Here is a 17,427-nt window from a genome sequence, read left to right on the forward strand (position 1 = left end):
AGGTGTCTCCGTTCTCAGAGAGTTGTGTCAGTTGTGCTGTGCGGCTTGGTGATCCACATCCTGCGGCCGCTGCGTACGTTCAGGTCGGTGCGCCGAGCGAGCGACGACGGCGACTCGTCGTCCACGAGTGCATCGATGGCGGCGAGGTCGTCGGCGGTCAGGTCGTCGGCGAGGCCTGTTCGTATCCGCGACAGCCACGACGTGCCGTAGCGAAGCACCGTCGGCGTGATCTCGGAGATCTCCACAGACAGGTCGACGCACTCGACGACGTCGAGATCGGCCTGTGAAAACGCCTGCGTCCAGTCCGCGAATGGGTTCATCTCCTGTGTGCTCATCGCCGCGGCGATACGTTCTTCGAGCGGGTTGCCGCTGGGCAGAAACAGTGGGGGAGAGGTCATCTCGATGATGGCGAGTACGCCGCCAGGCTTCAGATGCGCGGCCGCGGTGCGGAGGAAGGCGTCGGGATCGGCGATGTGATGCAGAGACGACGACGCCCAGATGACGTCGGCGTCGGGAATTGCTGCCGGCCAGCCGTTGTCGAGGTCGGCGATCGCGGTACGCACCCGCGGGTGGCACGCCGCGTCGATGTGGGCGGTCATCTCGGGAGAAGCGTCGACGCCGATGATCTCTGCGGTCGGAAATGCGCGTGCGAGGGCGCGAACTCCGACGCCCGTGCCTGCCCCGACGTCGACGATCACCGACGGCTCGCGCCCTAGCGTCGCGCGGATGCGGTCGGTTGCTGTGTCGAGGTATGAGCCCATGACGGCGGCGTCGAGTTCGAGCATCTCGACCATGTCCTCGCCCTGGTGCTCGTGCTGGTGGCCGTGGCCGTGCCCGTGCGGGTGTGAATCGTGTCCCATGGCTCCGAGGTTAGCCAGCTCGTGCGTTTGAGGCATACAATCTTGCGTATGGAGCAAGAACTCGACGACGTCGTCCGGCAGCGCATCCGCGGCCTCCGACTCGCGAAGGGCTGGACGCTCGACTCGCTGGCCTCGCGTTGCGAAATGAGTCCGTCCACGTTGAGCAGGATCGAGACCGGTGGTCGACGCGTCGCCCTCGACCAGATCGTTGCCATCGCGCGCGCACTCGGTACGTCCGTCGACCAGCTCGTCGAGCCGGCGTCCGACGAGGACGTGGTGATCCGGCCGCAGCCGCACGACAGTGAGGGCGTGACCGTGTGGCCGCTCTCGGGGTCGGACACGCCGGGCGGGGTATCGGTCGCCAAGATGAGGATCGTCCCGGGAGCGCCCGTCGACCCCAAGAACCTCGGGGTGCATCCCGGGCGCGAGTGGTTCACGGTGCTCTCGGGGACCGTCGAGCTCTGGCTCGGCGACCGCGTGATATTGGTTCCTGCAGGTCAGGCGGCCGAATTCGCAACCATGATCCCGCACGCGATCCGGGCCCGCGACGGTGCGGTCGAGATCTTGTCGATCTTCGACCACGACGGCGAGCGCGCCCACCTCGGTCCTGTGCGTCAGGCGTGGTCGACGAAAAGGGGCCACGCAGCGAAGTGAGTCGAAGGTTCCTCACAGGTCTTCGACGGCACTAACACATATGCGATCGCTATTGTGTATTCGATGTCCGAGAATGTAATGCCCAGTCGCCGCACGGTGCTCGCCACCGGTGGTTTGGCGACGCTTGCGGCAGTTGTGCTCGCGGCGTGCGGTAAGTCGAACGACACCCAAGCAGCGAGCGGTCCCAAGAAGCCGACGGTCCGCGTCGAGTTCACGCCGTCGCTCACCGATGAGGCTGCGCCGAATCCGACCGCAAAGGTCGAGGTCAAGGCCATTGACGGGGTGCTCAACCCCGACGTGAAGCTCCTCAACCCCTCGGGCAAGGCCATCGCGGGCACCATGTCCGACGACCGCACGACCTTCACGGTCACCGAGCCGCTCGGTTACGGCACCACCTACACGTGGCAGGGCAGTGCGACCGGATACGACCGGATGAGCAGTCCGGTAGAGGGCAAATTCACCACTCTGGACCCGAAGACGCAGCTCAACGTCGTCGTCAACATCGCAGACGGTCAGGAAGTCGGCATTGCCGCGCCGCTCATCCTGAAGTTCGACGGCACGGTCGACAACAAAGAGGCTGTCGAGAAGGCGCTCACGCTCACCACCGAGCCGCCCACAGAGGGAAGCTGGGCATGGCTCGGCGAGGACAACGGTTCGCGCGTGCATTGGCGGTCCAAGGAGTACATGGCTCCCGGCACCAAGATCCACATGTCGGCCAAGCTCTACGGGCTCGACCACGGCGACGGCGCTTACGGCGCGGCCGACGTCACCAGCGACTACGTGGTCGGGCGTTCGCAGATCGTCAAGGCCGAGGCGTCGAGTCACCAGATCGTCGTCGTGCGCGATGGCGCGACCCTCATGACGCTGCCGTGTAGCTACGGTCAGGGCGACGTCGACCGCAACGTCACCCGCTCGGGCATCCATGTGGTCAGCGAGAAGCACGAAGACTTCTACATGAGCAACCCGGCCGCCGGGTACTTCAACATCCGCGAGCGATGGGCCGTACGTATCTCCAACAACGGCGAGTTCATCCATGCCAACCCGCAAACCGTTGGCGTGCAAGGCGCGTCGAATGTCACCAACGGGTGTATCAACCTGTCGCTCGAGAATGCGCAGCAGTACTTCAACACCGCGATCTACGGCGACCCCGTCGAGGTGACCGGCACGCGGATCGACCTGTCGGAGGCCGACGGCGACATCTTCGACTGGATCTTCGACTGGCCGACCTGGAAGTCGATGTCGGCCATCAAGGGTGAGCCGCGCACGGCGTCGGCCCCTGCGACACCCAAGGGTGCCCCGACGTCGGTGGGCGCCCCCAACTGAGCCGAGACGGACTGATCGGTCCTACCCGGTACGAACGTTGCGGCGCGACGACGCCTGATCGCGTGGCCGGATGACGATCTGGTCGAGGTCGACGTGCGCGGGTCGGGAGGCGACGAATCCGACGACCTCGGCGATGTCGCCCGCGGTCAGCGGGGTCACTCCCGAGTAGACGGCGTCGGCGCGGTCTTTGTCGCCGCCGAAACGTACGAGCGAGAAGTCGGTCTCGACCATCCCCGGGCAGATCTCGGTGAGCCGAATCGGCTTGCCCAACAACTCGAAACGCAGCGTGCGGTGCAGCACGCCCTCTGCGTGCTTCGCCGACGTGTAGCCGGCGCCGTTGTCGTAGACCTCGAGCGCCGCGGTGGAGGTGATCGTGACGATCAGACCGTCGCCCGACGCCTCCAGCGCGGGCAGCAGGGCTTTGGTGACCCGCAGCGTGCCGAGGACGTTGGTCTCCCACATCCAGCGCCAGTCGTCGAGGTCTGCTGTCGCGACCGGGTCGAGTCCCTTCGCGCCTCCCGCGTTGTTGACGAGCAGGTCGACGCGGTCGAGACCGTCGACGAATCGGGCGACCGACTCGTCGTCTGTGATGTCGAGTTGCCTTCCGGTGCCGCCGATTTCGGCCGCGAGCTCGGTGATGCGGTCGACGCGACGCGCACCGACGACCACGTGGTAGCCCTGCGCCGCGAGCGTGCGAGCGATCGCCTCGCCGATACCTGAGCTGGCTCCGGTCACCACGGCGACCTTCGCGTCGTCTATGTGCGCTGCGATGGGCTCGACGTCGGGCGAGGTCGTGGTCGGGTCGTCGGAAGGTGTGGTCATGGGCTTCACTTTATCGAGTCCGAGCCGTCCGACCGACGTCGCTGCGCGGGGTGCTGCTGTCAGTCGTCGGTGCGCTGCTACATTCAGCGCATGTTGCGTGGAGTCGTCCCGGCGACATTGCAGATAGGCTCGACGCCTGCTGCAGCCGTGCTGCACGCAATCCGGGTCAGTGCGCCGATCACCCGTGACCGACTTGCCGACATCACGGGGTTGTCCCCGGCAACCATCAATCGCCAGGTCACAGCCCTGGCGGGTCAGGGTTTGGTCACCGAGCGGCCAGACCTCGTCAGTCCCGGCAGTATCGGGCGCCCCAAGAATCCACTCACCCTCGACCGCGACACGCTGTGTGCTGCCGGCATGCATATCGGAGCGCGGCGCACCCTTTTAACCATCGTGGATCTGGGCGGGCGCCCCCTCTACAGCCATGCGGTCCTCACCCCGCACGGCGACGCCGACACCGCCCTCGCCGAACTCTGCGGACAACTTCGCGAACTCGCCGACCGCTTCTCGGGACGACGCCTGCTCTGGGGTGGGGCGGCCGTCGGCGGTTCGGTCGACGCGGCGTCGGGCACGGTCGATCATCCGATACTCGGGTGGCACCGCGCACGGCTCGGACCGGCGCTGGCAGACGCACTGGGCGTGCCGGTGTCGGTCTGCGAACATGTCGAGGCCATGGCGGCGGCCGAACTGCTGCTCGGCCAGACGATTGTCGACGCCGCTTCCGGCCTGTTCTTCTATGCGCGCGAGACCACCGGTATGGCCATGACGCTCAACGGGCGCGTCCACATCCCCGCACGGGGCGCGGGCAGCATCGCGCATGTGAGAGTAGACGCCCCGGTGCTGTGTCCGGGGCGAGCCGCAACACTATCCGACGTCATCGGCAGCGAGCCGACGTTGCGGGCGGCGCGGCGATTGGGGATCTCGCCGGACGCATCACCGATCGTCGACGAACGCGCACGCATTCTCGGCGAGGTTGTCGCGACGTTCCGTGATGCGCTCAATCCGGATTCGGTCGTCGTCGCGGGCGACGCCTTCGCCGCGCATCCCCACGGCCTCGCGCCGGTGCAGGCGGCGTTCGACGCCGCGTCGAAGACGGACTGGCCGATGGAACTCACGCCGTCCCTGTTCGGGGTCACGGTGCCCGAGGGCGCGGCAATTGTGGTGGCGCTCAGCGTGATCTACGCAGATCCGGTCGCCTCGCTCTCGTAGAGGTCCGTCCCGACCCGACGCCCAAACGGCGTGCGGTGCGCAGGGCAAGAGCGCAGATGTGACGCTCGATTACGCGTGATGGGCAATTCGCCCTTACAGTGAGCGATATGTCGAGCTCCCCCCTGACGCTGCCGCGTGACGTCTCCGCAACCATGTCGATTTCTGTGACCGCACCGACCGAACTCGAGATGCAGATTGCCGTGGCGAAAATGCCCGGCATCGAGCTCGACGAGAAGCTCGTCGTAGCCGTCAACGGCGACGAGATCACCCCGGAGGAGATCATCGATCCGCACGGCGGTCGAATCCATCGGCTGAACGTGGAGTCGGGTGTCGTCGCCGTCAATTACACCGCGTCCGTGACCGCACCGGCCGATCCGGTGGCGGTCGCGCCGACGGACCGTTCGATGTACCTGCGCCCCAGCCGATATGCCGAGTGCGACAAGTTCTTCGGGTTTGCCGCCGGACAGTTCGACGCCTCGCTCCCCGCGGGTGAGCTCCTCGATCAGGTGACCGCATTCGTCGAAGACCGCCTCGACTACATCCCCGGTGCCAGCGACCCGATCGACGGCGCCGTCGACACGCTGCTCGCAGGTGCGGGTGTGTGCCGCGACTACGCGCACCTCGTCGTCGCGCTGTTGCGCGCGTTGAACATTCCCGCCCGGTTGGTCGCCGTGTACGCGCCCGGGTGCGACCCGATGGACTTCCACGCGGTCGCCGAGGCGCTGATCGAGGGGCAGTGGGTCGTGGTCGATGCAACAAAGCTGTCACCTCGACAGAGCCTCGTGCGCATCGCCACCGGTCGCGACGCCGCCGACACCGCTTTCCTCGACAACCACAACGGCTCGATCTCGCTGGACAACTACCAGGTCATGGCGACAGTCCGTGGCGAGCTGCCCATTGACAGTGGAAAAGAGCGCATCAGCATACGATGAACCCATGCATGCACTGACATGTCCCATCTGTAATGCGCTGTCGGGCTTTCTCGGACAGCAATGCCCCAACTGCGGCACGACGGTCGGTATCCACCTGCCGAGTAGATCACTGGTCGTCGCCTCCGACGACGGCGTCGACATCGACGGCGCACGCTGGGTGCGCTGCATCAATTGGGACAGCGGCTGCAACTGGATGACCCCTGCCGAGTTCTCCGAGGAGGACGCGGGGATGCGCGGTCGGTGCTTCCCCGATTCGCTGCTGCGCAAGATCCCCGACGCCGACGACCCGATCGGTCGCGAGAAGCTACCATCTGCGCTGTCGGATCTGCGCATGCTGGTCTATCAGCTCGTCGACCTCGGCCTGCCCGTCGAACCGTTCTGGCGCACCGACGGCGGGCTGGCTTTCGATCTGCTGTCGAGCCAGACGCTCGGCAGGCCGGTGACGATCGGGCACGCCAACGGCGTCGTCACCATCGACCTCTCCGAGACCCTTGACGCGTATCGCGAGCGGCTGCGCGTGGATCTGGGCGAGGCGTACCGGACGATGCTCGGACACTTCCGGCACGAGGTGGGCCACTACTACGAGAGCATTCTCGTCGAGAACGGCGAGGGCGCCGACCTATACCTCGAGAAGTGCCGTGAACTGTTCGGCGACGAACGTGCGAGCTACAGCGACGCCATCGACCGTCACTACAAGTTCGGCGCGCCTGCCGACTGGGCCGAGTCCTACATCTCCGAGTACGCGACGATGCACCCGTGGGAAGACTTCGCGGAATGCTTCGCCCACTATTTGCACATCACCGGAACCATCGACACCGCACGGGAATCGGGCGTTCGGCTCGACAATGACCAGGTGCGTTTCGCGATGGACCGCGACATCATCCCGCTGGAGTCCTACGCCGACCAACCCATCGAACGTCTCCTGTACGACTGGAAGTGGTTGGGCACCATGTTCAACCGTGTCAATCAGGCGATGGGTGCGCGGCCCCTGTACCCGTTCGTCATCCCCCAACCGGTCGTCAGCAAGCTCGGCTTTGTCCACAAGGTGATCCGCGAAACCGACAAGCGCTCCGCGCACGACGACCCGCTGATCGACCCGGTCGCCGCACCGGCGTAAGTAGAGCCTAGAGGGCTTGCTTACGTAACTCGACGACGAGCGCGAGAAGTGTTGCGACGTCGTCGGTGTCGGCGATCCGGTAGCGGGCGCCGGTGTCGCCGTCGCCCACCTTGACGCTGATGTCATTCTCGCCGGTGAGGTGCGCGAACGCCTTCTCGTCTGTCACGTCGTCGCCGATGTAGACCGTTGCGTCCGAACCGAACTGGGTCTCCAATATGTCGAGTGCGTGACCCTTGCTGGTCTCGATGACCGCGAGCTCGATGACCATCTTGCCCTCGGTGACCTGAACCCCCGGCCACGACGCGGGCCCGGACCGCGCCTTCGCGAGGGCGTCATCGGCGACGTCGGGTTCCGCATTGCGCACGTGCAGTGCGGCGCTGATCGGCTTCACCTCGACCGTCGTACCCGGATGGGTGTCGGCGATCTCATTGAACGCCTTGACGATTCGATCGAGGAGCGCTCGCTCGTCGTCGGTGACCTGCTCGCCGAACCCGGTGGTGAACTCGGTGCCGTGGCTGCCGACCAAGGTGACCGAGTCGTCGTCGAGACCCGACAGTGCGCGTAGGTCGTGAAGCGATCGGCCAGAGATGACCGCGGCCTCGGTGTCGCGTAGCGCACCCGCGGCGCGGATCGCCGAGATCGACGCCTCGTTGGGCTTGGCGTCTTGCGGACGCGACACGATGGGCGCGATGCAGCCGTCGTAGTCGCTCGACACCAAGAGTCGAGACACGGTGACCGTGTGTGCGACGGCGTCACGCAGGTCGTCGGGAATTCCCGTGTCGCTCACGAATTCTCGTCCCCACGGTCGGTGTCGTCTGTGCTGCCGCTGGAGACGAGTTGGACTCCGCGATTGGCCGACGACGTGGTCTCCGTTGTCGACGTGAGGGTGTCGAGGAAACTCTTCGCCCATTTCTCGACGTCGTGGGTGAGTACCTGCCTGCGTAGGGCCCGCATACGACGCTTGCCTTCGGCCTGTGTCTGCTCGACGGCTGCGACGATCGCGTCCTTCACGCCGTCGAGGTCGTACGGGTTCGCCTGATAGGCGGTGCGCAATTCCGCTGCGGCACCGGTGAATTCACTCAGAACCAGCGCACCACCCAGGTCGCTGCGACATGCGACGTACTCCTTGGCGACGAGGTTCATCCCGTCGCGCAACGGCGTGACGAGCATGACGTCTGCCACCACGTAGTAGGCGAGTAGGTCGTTGCGGGGCACCGACCGATTGAGGTACTCCACCACCGGATGGCCCACTTCGCCGTACTGCCCGTTGATGTTTCCGACGAGCTGCTCGATTCCTGCCCGCATGCGGACGTAGCTCTCGACGCGCTCGCGGCTCGGGGTCGCGAGCTGGATCATGACGGTGTCGTGTGGATCGATGCGACCCTCGTCGAGCAGTTCCGACAGCGCGCGCAGCCGGACGTCGATGCCCTTGGTGTAGTCGAGTCGGTCGACGCCGAGCAGGATGGTCTTGGGATTGCCGAGTTCCTTGCGGATGTCGCGGGCGCGGGATCGGATGTCCTTGGATTTCGACTGGGTGTCGAGTTCTCCGGAGTCGATCGAGATCGGGAAAGCGCCGACGCGAACGGTCCGGAAACCGACCTGCACCACGCCGAAGCGCGACCGGACGCCGACAGTGCCCTTGCTCGTGGCCTGGCCGGCGAGGCGTCGGGCCAGGTAGAGGAAGTTCTGTGCGCCGCCCGGAAGATGGAACCCGATGAGGTCGGCCCCGAGGAGGCCTTCGATGATCTCGGTGCGCCACGGCAACTGCATGAACAGTTCGACCGGCGGGAACGGGATGTGGAGGAAGAAGCCGATGCGTAGATCGGGGCGCAGCATGCGCAGCATCTTCGGGACGAGCTGAAGCTGATAATCCTGCACCCACACGATCGCCCCGTGCGCGGCGGCCTTCGACGTCGCCTCCGCGAATCGGCGATTGATCTCGACGTAGGCGTTCCACCACTCGCGGTGGTACTCGGGCTTGACGATCACGTCGTGGTAGAGCGGCCACAGCGTGGCGTTGGAGAAGCCCTCGTAGTATTCGGCGATCTCCTCGGCCGAGAGCGGGACCGAGCGGATGCTGATGCCGTCGACCTCGGCTTCCTCGGTGTCGGATTCGGCAGCTCCCGACCATCCGACCCATGCGCCCTTGTGCTTGCGCAGGATCGGCTCGAGCGCCGTGACCAGGCCGCCGGGACTGCGCTTCCAGGTGACGTTGCCGTCGGCGTCGACCACCTTGTCTACGGGCAGTCGATTGGCGACGACGACGAACTCAGAACCCGGGTCGTCGGATGAACCGGCCGGACCCAAGCGGGAATCGCCGGGTTCGGGGAGGCGTGCGCCGAAGGTGGCCTCCGTGTTGTGCACGCCTGACGTTGCGGGTGCGTCGGTGTCGGAACGCTCGGATACCTCTTCGGATCCCGGGTTCACGACTCAGGCGTTCTCGCCCGGAGCGATCCCCAACATGGACAGCAGCATCCGGCACTCGTCGGCGTCGGTGGCGTAGGCGGCGACAACGCGGCGTGCGGAGTTGGCGGTCTCGTCGGCCACCGGCTCCAGCTCTTCGTCGGCGATGTCAGTGGTCTTGGGGGGCATCTCGTCCTCTCGGCTTGCTGTTGCGCGAGGTTGTGCTGTGCGCAACACCCGATCTTACCCGCTGGCGATGGGCTGTACTGCAAGACCTCGTCGGGCCGGACACCTTACCAGCGTCGTCGTGCGGCGCGTGCCTCGCGACGGCGGCGCGCCCAGTCGGGTGCGACGGGCAGGCGGGGGCGTCGCAGCGTGCGGGCGACGAACTCTCCGAGCGTGACGCCCGCGGCCAGTGCGCAGCCGACGCCGAGCGCCGCGGCCATCCAGGTGAGTCCGGTGAGCGTCTGGTCGTTGAGCACGCCGTAGAGGGCGCGGTAGACGGCGAGACCGGGAAGCAGGGGAGTGATGCCCGCGATCGCGACGACCAGCGGCGGAACCAGCGCGCGGCGGGCCAGCAGACCGCCGACGAGGCCGACGCAGGTGGCGGCGAGTCCCGCGGCGATGACGTCGCCGACCGGCAGGAACGACGCCGCTGCCGCGACGCCTGCGCCGATGAGACCGCCCAGGAACGCGATGGGCAGCGCACGACGCTCCGCATAACTGGCGAGCGCGAACGCGAAGGCCGCGATTGCGCCTGACGCGACGCGGATGGGGACGTCGACAGGTGCGAACTCCGTCGACGAGGTGATCGTCGGCAGGTAGATGCCGACCGAACTCATCAGGCGCAATCCGATACCGACGCCCGCGATGATGCCGCCGGTCATGAGCAGCAGTTCGAAGAAGCGCGCGACGCCGGTGATCGGCGCACCGGTGATGGCGTCCTGCACCGAACCGACCAGCGAGAGGCCGGACAGCAGCACGACGATCCCCGCGGCGATGACCTGAGACGGGGTGATCGACAGGCTTTGCCACCCGGTCTTCTCGCCGAGTTCGTACACGAGCGCAGCGGGTACGACGGCGATGAATCCGCCTGCGACCTGCTGGAAGAAGATCGGTGTGCCGATCCTGTTGAGTCGGCGGTTGAACGTGACCGTGACGACGGTGGTGAGCCAGGCGAGGACCGCCACGACCACGTCACCGCCGAGAAGCACCGAGATGCCCGACGCCATGAGGCCCCACGCGAACGTCGAGACCCAGTACGGGTAGGGGTGTTTGGCCGCGATGATCTGGTCGACGATCCGGTGTGCCGTCGACGGTGTGATCGCCGAGTCGCGAATGCGACGAACCAGCCGGTCGACGGCTGCGAGGCGCGTGAAGTCGAGCGACCGGTAGTGCACCGTCTGCATCGTCGTGATCGGGGGAAGGGTCGCACCACGTCGGGCTACGACGACGATCGTGTTGTACGTGACGTCGACGTCGACATCCTCGACGCCGTAGATGCTCGCGACGAACCGGATTTGCGAGGAGGTGTCTATCGCGCCGGTTCCCGAGTCGAGGAGCACGGCACCGATCTTGGTCGCGAGGTCGAGCACCTCGGTGATCGCGCCGACGTCGAACCGGTCGATCGGGCGGCGCGGTGCCACCATGATGCTGCCCGGTTCGATCGTGTCGATCGTCGCCTGCCTCGTCCCGGTGAGGCGGCGGACAGCGCGCCCGATATACTCACGCACGCATGCCTCCTTAGCTCAGTGGTAGAGCACTCGCCTTGTAAGCGAGCGGTCGTCGGTTCAATCCCGACAGGGGGCTCCACCCGTCCCGGTTGTGTCTCGCGACGCCTGATTCCCCAGACCGGGCCCCGTATCCGATGTCCCGCGTAAGTGTGGGGTCGGATGATCCTTTGGCACAAACCAGCAGGCCGAACCGCCAACGGCTCCCTATCATTGCGGCGTGAACAGTGCAGCCGACGCAGTGGCCGGCCAGACGGTCTACCGGGGTCAGACGACCGGCAACGTCGATGTCTGGCGTGGCATCCGATACGCAACACCGCCGACGGGCGATCTACGGTGGCGCCGCGCGCGACCGCTCGAGCCGACGTCGGGAACCGTCGACGCGACGACGTTCGGGTCTGTGGCGCCCCAGCAAGTGAACCCGGGCGTCCCCTTGTCACCCGACGCCGTCAAGAGCGAGGACTGCCTGTTCCTCAATGTCTGGGCGCCGCAGGGAGCGGCAGGCGATGGCCGTCGACTGCCGGTCATTGTGTGGATTCACGGTGGCGCATACGTTTTCGGCGCGGGCACACACCCATCTACGACGGCGCGCATCTCGCGTCGACGCAGAACATCGTGGTGGTGACGCTGAACTACCGTCTCGGTGCTCTCGGCTTTGCCGACCTCGGCGCTCCGGGGCCCGGTACGGCTGGTGCGGCCGGTCCCACTGCCTCCGCCGGTGGACGATACGAATCCAACGCTGGCCTCAGCGATGTCCTCACCGCGCTGCGCTGGGTGGCCGACACCATCGACGCGTTCGGCGGCGATCCGGACAATGTCACGGTCGCGGGCGAGTCCGCCGGCGGCGGAATGGTGACGACGCTGCTGACGATGCCGCTCGCTCGAGGACTCTTCCACCGCGCCGTCGCGCAGAGCTCCCCGGTGACCTCGGTGTACGACAGGGCGCGCGCACGGTTCGTCGTCGAGCGGTTGACCGCCGCTGTCGGAGGAACGTGTGGCGACATCGAGAGCTTTGCTGCGTTGGACACCGACAAGTTGGTTGCCGCCACGATGAAGGCATTCACCGGGGTGCCTGCCGCACATCCGGGCACCATCCCCTTCTCGCCGGTGGTCGACGGCGATCTGGTGCCGCGACATCCGATCGACGTCTACCGAGATGGCGAGTCGCTGCCGATTCCACTTCTCATCGGCACCAATCGCGACGAGGCCGCGCTCTTCAAGTTCATGAAATCGCCATTGCTGCCCATCAGTGAGCCCGCGATCGTGCAGATGTTCACCGCGATCGCGTCGGAGTATCCGGAGGTCTCGATCCCCACGGCCGAGCGCGTCGCGGCAGCGTATCCGGGCGCGAAGGCGAAGTCCATGGGCCTCGACGTCGCGCGCGACATGGCGTTCAGGATGCCGACGGTGTGGGCCGCGGAGGGTCACGCGGGAGTCGCTCCGGTGCATCTCTATCGATTCGACTGGTCGACAAGGCTGTTGCGGGCCATCGGGATTCGTGCGTCGCACGCCACCGAGGTGCCGTATCTGTTCGGCTACTTTCCGAGCGGCAAGGCCGGCTTCCAGTTCTGGCTCGGCGGCAGACGGGTCGGTGAGCGGATCGCCGCGGACATGCAGGCTCGGTGGGGTTCGTTCATCCGCGACGGCGACCCGAACTCCCGTCTCGACTCGGCAACGCCCTCGTGGCCGACGTTCACCACCGACCGTCGCGCGACGCTGGTCATCGACGCTCACGACAGCGTCGTCGACGATCTCGACGGACCGCTGCGTGAAGCATGGGGCGACGAGGTTCTCGGGTTTCGCTGAGCAACCGTCTCCCGCAGGCGAAAGATCAACCTGAGCGCAGCAGATTTGCGTTCTCGAATGAGACGGCATTAACCTCGCGTCTCAGACTCTTCTTACTTGCAAGTAAGTAGGGGATGACGTGGAGGGGAACAATGCGCAGATTCTTGGGGACATCTCTGCTCGCAGCAGTGGTTGTCACGCTCGGATTCGTCGGAGTGGTCGCGGCGACGCCGCAGGCGTCGGCGAGTGATCGACTCGACAGAGTTCTGAACCTGCCGCTCGTCAACCGAGACGCGTCGAACGGGCCCGGTGGTGTGAACCCCGCGTTGCCCACCGATCCGACGGTGCTCCGCTCGCTACTCGAAGAAGCGCGTAGTCGCTCGATCGCGCCGTCGTCGTATCGCGCGCTGCTCTTCCAATACTGGCTCGCCGACACCACGAAGGCCGCGGGGATCGATCTCGCGTCGTGGAACCCGCGGGCAGGTGTGAGCGCCAATCGGCAGAATCTGGTTCGCTCGTACCGGTTCTACGAGAACCTGCAACTGTCGCATCGTGAACTGCAGTGGGCGGGAATGGGTGGGCTCGTCGGCGCCGACTTCGGTGGCGGGCTCCTCGACTTCGAGCTCGCGACCAACATCTACGACTTCGCCCGCCTGCAGCCGATCGCCAATGCGATTGTCGGACAGACCAATACGACCCTCGGCCCGGTCTTCGTCGACAAACTGCCCCGCGGCCTGCGTGCGCTGGCACGTGTCGGAGCGACCATCTCCGCAGACGACCTGCGCAAGATCCAGGGCGACATCCTGGTGATGCAGAAGAACATCTTCTCCGACCTCATGCCGATGCACCGCGCCTACGTCGTCGGCGGACTGCCCGCTCTCGACGAGATGCACCGTGCGGGCCTGTTCGACGGCGAGATCCTGCGTGCCTGGCAGCAGATCGCCTCCAAGCAACCCGACGCGATCGCCGCGGGCAACGCGCGACTGCTGCGTCGCGAGCAGGGCGAGGTCATCAAGGCTCAGTGGGACGCGACGCGTGCCTACAAGGGCGACGTCGGCGAGGCGATGACGTATGCGAGCACCGTTGCCGGATCGCCTTCTGTGGCAGGCGTTGTCGCGCCGCGCTCGTTCCGCTCGATCGAGATTCACGGGACCGCGCCGAACGGGCGTCCGGCGACATTGACTGTGCCACTGCCGAATTGGAACTGGTCGGTCTTCCCCGAACGGTGGGCATACATCACCGATCAGTTGCTGCCCAAGTACAAGCTGCAGGTCAACAATCACTGGCCAGAGCTCTCCGCGACGCTGCGCAAACCGTATGACCAGCAGTTGGAGAGCCACCGGCCGATGTGGAACATCGCGCCGATGCTGCAGTCCGCCCTGGAGACGACGAAGGTGAGCTACCAGTGAGTCACACACCAAAGGTGTTGCGCGGCAACCGACGACGCGGCGCACTCGGCGTGGTTCTCGCCGTCGCAGCGCTTGCGGGAGCGGTGCTGTCGGCACCCGCCGCCCACGCCGCCCCACCCAATCGCACACCGGGACTCGATGAGATCTTCAACGGTTACGTCGTCGGCACGTTCACCAACGGCAGGCCGGCGAGTCCCGATGAGGTGATCAAGCCACTCACTTCCGGCGACCCGTTCTACGCCGAGCCGCGTCTGCGTGGCGACGAGAAGCCGGGCACCGTGCTCAAGGCCAAGAAGGTCGACGTCCAGTTCACCGGATTCCGCCCTGGCAACCTCGACGCCTACAAGTTGATGTACGTCACGCGCGGACTGCACGACGAACCCGAGCTCAGCACGGGAATCCTGATGGTGCCGGTCGACGGCCGCGACAACGCGACCCGGCCGCTCGTCGGCTATCAGTTCGCCAATGACAGCGTCGGTGCGTACTGCCACCCGTCGTCGATGTGGACCGGAGCCGATCCGCTCGACGGTGCGTCGTGGTCGGCGCTCGGACCGCTCGCGCAGATGTTCGGCAAGGGCTATGCGGTGATGATCAGCGACGTCGGCAACGACGGTGATCCCAATCCGCACGGCGTCTTTGCGGGCAAGTTCGGTGGAAACGCTCTGCTCGACGGCATGCGCGCAGCGCTCGACCATCGACCGGCGGGACTGTCGAAGAGCGCTCCCAAGGCGATCTTCGGGATTGCCGGGGGCGGCGTCGGCGCTGCGTTCGGCGCAGAGAAGGCCGCGGCTTACGCGCCCGAGTTGAACATCAAGGGCACCGTGCTCGAGGGCATGGTGGTCAACCAGCGCAACTTCATCCGTACCTCCGACGGCTCGGTCGGTTCGGGCTTCGCGTTTGCGACGCTGCTCGGGCTCGAGCCGCGGTACCCGGAGATGAAGATCGACGACAAGCTGACGCCCGCGGGCAAGGCGCTCGCCGACGTGTTCCGCACGCAGTGTCAGACGCCCGCCTACTTCGGCACGCCGTTCGTGCCGCTGCGCACGCTGTTCAAGGGCGGCAAGAGCCCGGCCGACATCCCCGAGTTCCAGCACGTCTACCGCGACAACCTGCTGGGTACACGGTCGCCGAAGTCGCCGGTGCTGATCGCCTCCTGCGCCAAGGACGACTCGCCGATGTCGCTGGTGCCCGCCGCGGATTCGCGCAAGCTCGCCGCGACGTACCGCGCGGGCGGCACCCGCGTCGACTACCAGCCGACGGACTGCAGCATGCTGCACTTCCTGACCAACATGTACGGCTGGGGCACCGACCTCTTTGGGATGCAGACGATCGACTGGCTCGACGCGCGGCTGAAGAGCTGAGGTCTCGCCAGGGGGTGATCTCGACAAGCTCGATCAGCGGTGGGGGCGCTCGATCAGCGGTGGGGGCGCTCGATCAGCGGTGGGGGGTGATCTCGACAGGCTCGATCAGCGGGTAGGGCTCGATCAGCGGGTAAGGCTCGATCAGCGGTGGGGGCGCTCGATCAGCGAGGGGCATACGATCGTGGCATGACCCGGATCACGCTCAACGGCTCGTCGGTGCTCCACAACGGCGGATTCCCCTACAGCGCGACAGTGAGCGCGGGGCCGCTGCTGTTCACCGCGGGAATCTCGCCGCTCGACGAAGAGGGCGTCGTCGTCGCGGCCAACGACGTCGTCGGGCAGACTCGCCGGTGTCTGGAGAACCTGTCGGCACTGCTCGCCGAGCGCGGCGCGACACCCGCTGATCTCGCCAAGCTGACGATCTATGTGGCCGAGCATCTCCAGGCCGACCTCGCCGTCGCGTGGGACGCGGTCGTCGCAGAACTCGGTGAGTCAGTGCCGCCGGCCATGATGGTGGGGGTCACGGTGTTGCCGTACGACGAGCAGGTCGTCGAAATCGACGCTGTCGCTGCACTTCCCGCGTGACCGCGGTCCGATGAGCTCGGCGCACCGACCGCACATCTCCGATTCCGAGCGTCGAGCTCGCCTCATGCGCAGGCACCGACTTGCCGAAGATTTCTCGGCCGCGACGCCCGTCGACGTCGCGCAGTCGATGGTCGGGCTGCACGCGACCACGTGGTCGACGGTCTATCTGTCGACGTGGGCGCGGATGCCGGGCTTCGTGCCCGCCGACCTCGACGCCGCACTCTACGACGACCGCAGCCTGGTCCGACAACTTGCCATGCGCCGCACCATGTTTGTTCTGCCGAGGGAGACCCTGCGCGACGCCGTCGGCGCTGTCGGTCCGCGCGTCACCGCGTCGGAACGGACCAACATGCTGCGAGACCTGCGGCGCAGCAGCGACTTTCCCGATCCCGACGGCTGGATCGACACGGCGCGGGCGGCGGTGGCGCGGCTGGTGTCCGACGGTGTTCCACGCAGCACGACCCAATTGCGCAAGGCGCTACCGGAACTCGATGGTCGAGTGACCGTCGGCACGGGAAAGTCTTGGGGCGGAACGATTCCCATGGCACCGCGTGTCCTGAACATGATGAGTGCAGCCGGCGAGATCGTCCGCGGCCCCAACGACGGTCCCTGGCATCGGTCCAAGCCGCTGTGGGTCGGGATGGAGCAGTGGCTCGAAGAACCGCTCGATTCGCCCGACATCGAGACCGGCCACGTCAGAATGATCGACAGGTGGCTGCGTGCCTTCGGACCGGGTACCGAGACCGATATCGTCTGGTGGCTCGGGAGTACCAAAACCGCTGTGCGAGCGGCACTTGCGCAGCTCGACGTCGTCGAGGTCGACCTCGACGACGGATCGGTCGGCTACGTGCACGCCGACGACACCGAAGAAGTCGGCGCCGTGGAACCGCAGGCGGTGCTGCTCCCCGAGCTCGACCCGACGACGATGGGTCACAAGCAACGCGCCTTCTACCTCGGTGAGCACGGCGAGCACGTCTTCGATTCGAACGGCAACGGCGGGCAAACCGCGTGGTGGGACGGTCGGATCGTCGGAGGTTGGTCGCGCCAGCCGGACGGATCGGTGGAGATCCATTCGTTCGAGCGACTGCCCCGCGCCGCGACTCGGGCACTGACATCGCGCGCGGACACGTTGGCCGAATGGCTCGGCGACGAGAACCCGCGGCCCGCATACCCGGCGCCGTTCATGCGTGGGGCGCCTCGATGAGAGCTACGGGCCGCTGACCACGACGGGTTGGGT

The 17,427-nt window shown here is 66.3% G+C and carries 17 protein-coding genes and 1 tRNA gene; 12 read left to right on the plus strand and 6 right to left on the minus strand.

Features of this window, described 5'->3' with window-relative positions; all coding sequences use genetic code 11:
• Positions 1–14: 14 nt before the first annotated feature.
• Positions 15–860, minus strand: coding sequence for a class I SAM-dependent methyltransferase (locus RND64_RS03330; protein ID WP_235434285.1), 846 nt, complete (start codon positions 858–860; stop codon positions 15–17).
• Between the two features lie 48 nt (positions 861–908).
• On the opposite strand from RND64_RS03330, the gene RND64_RS03335 reads away from it, so the two are divergent.
• Together RND64_RS03335 and RND64_RS03340 are read left to right on the plus strand one after the other, a co-directional pair.
• Complete coding sequence (locus RND64_RS03335) at positions 909–1,514, plus strand: helix-turn-helix domain-containing protein (RefSeq protein ID WP_049697653.1); 606 nt, start codon at positions 909–911, stop codon at positions 1,512–1,514.
• A gap of 78 nt (positions 1,515–1,592) precedes the next feature.
• Positions 1,593–2,837, plus strand: a complete 1,245-nt coding sequence (locus tag RND64_RS03340; protein WP_152930015.1) for a L,D-transpeptidase — start codon at positions 1,593–1,595, stop codon at positions 2,835–2,837.
• 21 nt (positions 2,838–2,858) lie between these two features.
• Here the strand turns inward: RND64_RS03340 and RND64_RS03345 are convergent, their stop codons facing one another.
• Positions 2,859–3,659, minus strand: a complete 801-nt coding sequence (locus RND64_RS03345; RefSeq protein ID WP_235434286.1) for an SDR family NAD(P)-dependent oxidoreductase — start codon at positions 3,657–3,659, stop codon at positions 2,859–2,861.
• A 90-nt stretch (positions 3,660–3,749) separates the two neighbouring features.
• Between RND64_RS03345 and RND64_RS03350 the strand changes: the two genes are divergently transcribed.
• From RND64_RS03350 to RND64_RS03360, 3 genes are all read left to right on the plus strand, one after another.
• Positions 3,750–4,868, plus strand: coding sequence for an ROK family transcriptional regulator (locus RND64_RS03350; RefSeq protein ID WP_049697654.1), 1,119 nt, complete (start codon positions 3,750–3,752; stop codon positions 4,866–4,868).
• Positions 4,869–4,975: 107 nt separating this feature from the next.
• Complete coding sequence (locus tag RND64_RS03355; RefSeq protein WP_197494476.1) at positions 4,976–5,800, plus strand: transglutaminase-like domain-containing protein; 825 nt, start codon at positions 4,976–4,978, stop codon at positions 5,798–5,800.
• 4 nt (positions 5,801–5,804) lie between these two features.
• A complete protein-coding gene (locus RND64_RS03360) occupies positions 5,805–6,917 on the plus strand; it encodes a zinc-binding metallopeptidase family protein (protein WP_049697655.1) in 1,113 nt (370 codons plus the stop codon).
• A 7-nt stretch (positions 6,918–6,924) separates the two neighbouring features.
• Here the strand turns inward: RND64_RS03360 and otsB are convergent, their stop codons facing one another.
• The 4 genes from otsB to RND64_RS03380 form a co-directional block, all read right to left on the minus strand.
• The gene (gene otsB / locus RND64_RS03365; protein ID WP_049697656.1) at positions 6,925–7,704 is read right to left on the minus strand and encodes a trehalose-phosphatase; all 780 of its coding nucleotides are present in this window, start codon (positions 7,702–7,704) and stop codon (positions 6,925–6,927) included.
• On the minus strand, positions 7,701–9,224 hold the full coding sequence (locus RND64_RS03370; protein WP_049698023.1) for an alpha,alpha-trehalose-phosphate synthase (UDP-forming): 1,524 nt from the start codon (positions 9,222–9,224) through the stop codon (positions 7,701–7,703). The genes otsB and RND64_RS03370 overlap by 4 nt, the downstream gene beginning before the upstream one ends.
• A gap of 123 nt (positions 9,225–9,347) precedes the next feature.
• Positions 9,348–9,509 carry a hypothetical protein gene (locus tag RND64_RS03375; protein ID WP_005172211.1) on the minus strand — a complete coding sequence of 54 codons (162 nt, stop codon included), beginning with the start codon at positions 9,507–9,509 and terminating at the stop codon, positions 9,348–9,350.
• 104 nt (positions 9,510–9,613) lie between these two features.
• Complete coding sequence (locus RND64_RS03380; RefSeq protein WP_049698024.1) at positions 9,614–11,053, minus strand: threonine/serine ThrE exporter family protein; 1,440 nt, start codon at positions 11,051–11,053, stop codon at positions 9,614–9,616.
• 4 nt (positions 11,054–11,057) lie between these two features.
• On the opposite strand from RND64_RS03380, the gene RND64_RS03385 reads away from it, so the two are divergent.
• From RND64_RS03385 to RND64_RS03415, 7 genes are all read left to right on the plus strand, one after another.
• Positions 11,058–11,132, plus strand: a tRNA-Thr gene (locus RND64_RS03385).
• Between the two features lie 138 nt (positions 11,133–11,270).
• Positions 11,271–11,675 carry a carboxylesterase family protein gene (locus tag RND64_RS03390; protein WP_083444299.1) on the plus strand — a complete coding sequence of 135 codons (405 nt, stop codon included), beginning with the start codon at positions 11,271–11,273 and terminating at the stop codon, positions 11,673–11,675.
• Entirely contained in the window at positions 11,672–12,856 is a 1,185-nt protein-coding gene (locus RND64_RS03395; protein WP_331436418.1) for a carboxylesterase/lipase family protein, read from the plus strand. Before RND64_RS03390 ends, RND64_RS03395 begins: the two co-directional genes overlap by 4 nt.
• A 131-nt stretch (positions 12,857–12,987) precedes the next feature.
• Entirely contained in the window at positions 12,988–14,244 is a 1,257-nt protein-coding gene (locus RND64_RS03400; RefSeq protein WP_049697657.1) for a hypothetical protein, read from the plus strand.
• On the plus strand, positions 14,241–15,605 hold the full coding sequence (locus RND64_RS03405) for a lipase family protein (protein ID WP_083444300.1): 1,365 nt from the start codon (positions 14,241–14,243) through the stop codon (positions 15,603–15,605). Before RND64_RS03400 ends, RND64_RS03405 begins: the two co-directional genes overlap by 4 nt.
• A 186-nt stretch (positions 15,606–15,791) precedes the next feature.
• On the plus strand, positions 15,792–16,190 hold the full coding sequence (locus RND64_RS03410) for a RidA family protein (protein WP_049697658.1): 399 nt from the start codon (positions 15,792–15,794) through the stop codon (positions 16,188–16,190).
• Positions 16,191–16,200: 10 nt separating this feature from the next.
• Positions 16,201–17,394 carry a winged helix DNA-binding domain-containing protein gene (locus RND64_RS03415; RefSeq protein ID WP_049697659.1) on the plus strand — a complete coding sequence of 398 codons (1,194 nt, stop codon included), beginning with the start codon at positions 16,201–16,203 and terminating at the stop codon, positions 17,392–17,394.
• Positions 17,395–17,427: the final 33 nt, after the last annotated feature.

This window comes from Gordonia sp. w5E2 (assembly GCF_036540975.1).
Classification (GTDB): Bacteria; Actinomycetota; Actinomycetes; order Mycobacteriales; family Mycobacteriaceae; genus Gordonia; species Gordonia jacobaea.

Coding starts and splice junctions, on each gene's coding strand:
- RND64_RS03330 (WP_235434285.1), bottom strand. CDS start 860: ATGGGACACGATTCACACCCGCACGGGCACGGCCACGGCCACCAGCAC.
- RND64_RS03400 (WP_049697657.1), top strand. CDS start 12,988: ATGCGCAGATTCTTGGGGACATCTCTGCTCGCAGCAGTGGTTGTCACG.
- RND64_RS03355 (WP_197494476.1), top strand. CDS start 4,976: ATGTCGAGCTCCCCCCTGACGCTGCCGCGTGACGTCTCCGCAACCATG.
- RND64_RS03350 (WP_049697654.1), top strand. CDS start 3,750: ATGTTGCGTGGAGTCGTCCCGGCGACATTGCAGATAGGCTCGACGCCT.
- RND64_RS03415 (WP_049697659.1), top strand. CDS start 16,201: ATGAGCTCGGCGCACCGACCGCACATCTCCGATTCCGAGCGTCGAGCT.
- RND64_RS03410 (WP_049697658.1), top strand. CDS start 15,792: ATGACCCGGATCACGCTCAACGGCTCGTCGGTGCTCCACAACGGCGGA.
- RND64_RS03360 (WP_049697655.1), top strand. CDS start 5,805: ATGCATGCACTGACATGTCCCATCTGTAATGCGCTGTCGGGCTTTCTC.
- RND64_RS03345 (WP_235434286.1), bottom strand. CDS start 3,659: ATGACCACACCTTCCGACGACCCGACCACGACCTCGCCCGACGTCGAG.
- RND64_RS03340 (WP_152930015.1), top strand. CDS start 1,593: ATGCCCAGTCGCCGCACGGTGCTCGCCACCGGTGGTTTGGCGACGCTT.
- RND64_RS03375 (WP_005172211.1), bottom strand. CDS start 9,509: ATGCCCCCCAAGACCACTGACATCGCCGACGAAGAGCTGGAGCCGGTG.
- RND64_RS03335 (WP_049697653.1), top strand. CDS start 909: ATGGAGCAAGAACTCGACGACGTCGTCCGGCAGCGCATCCGCGGCCTC.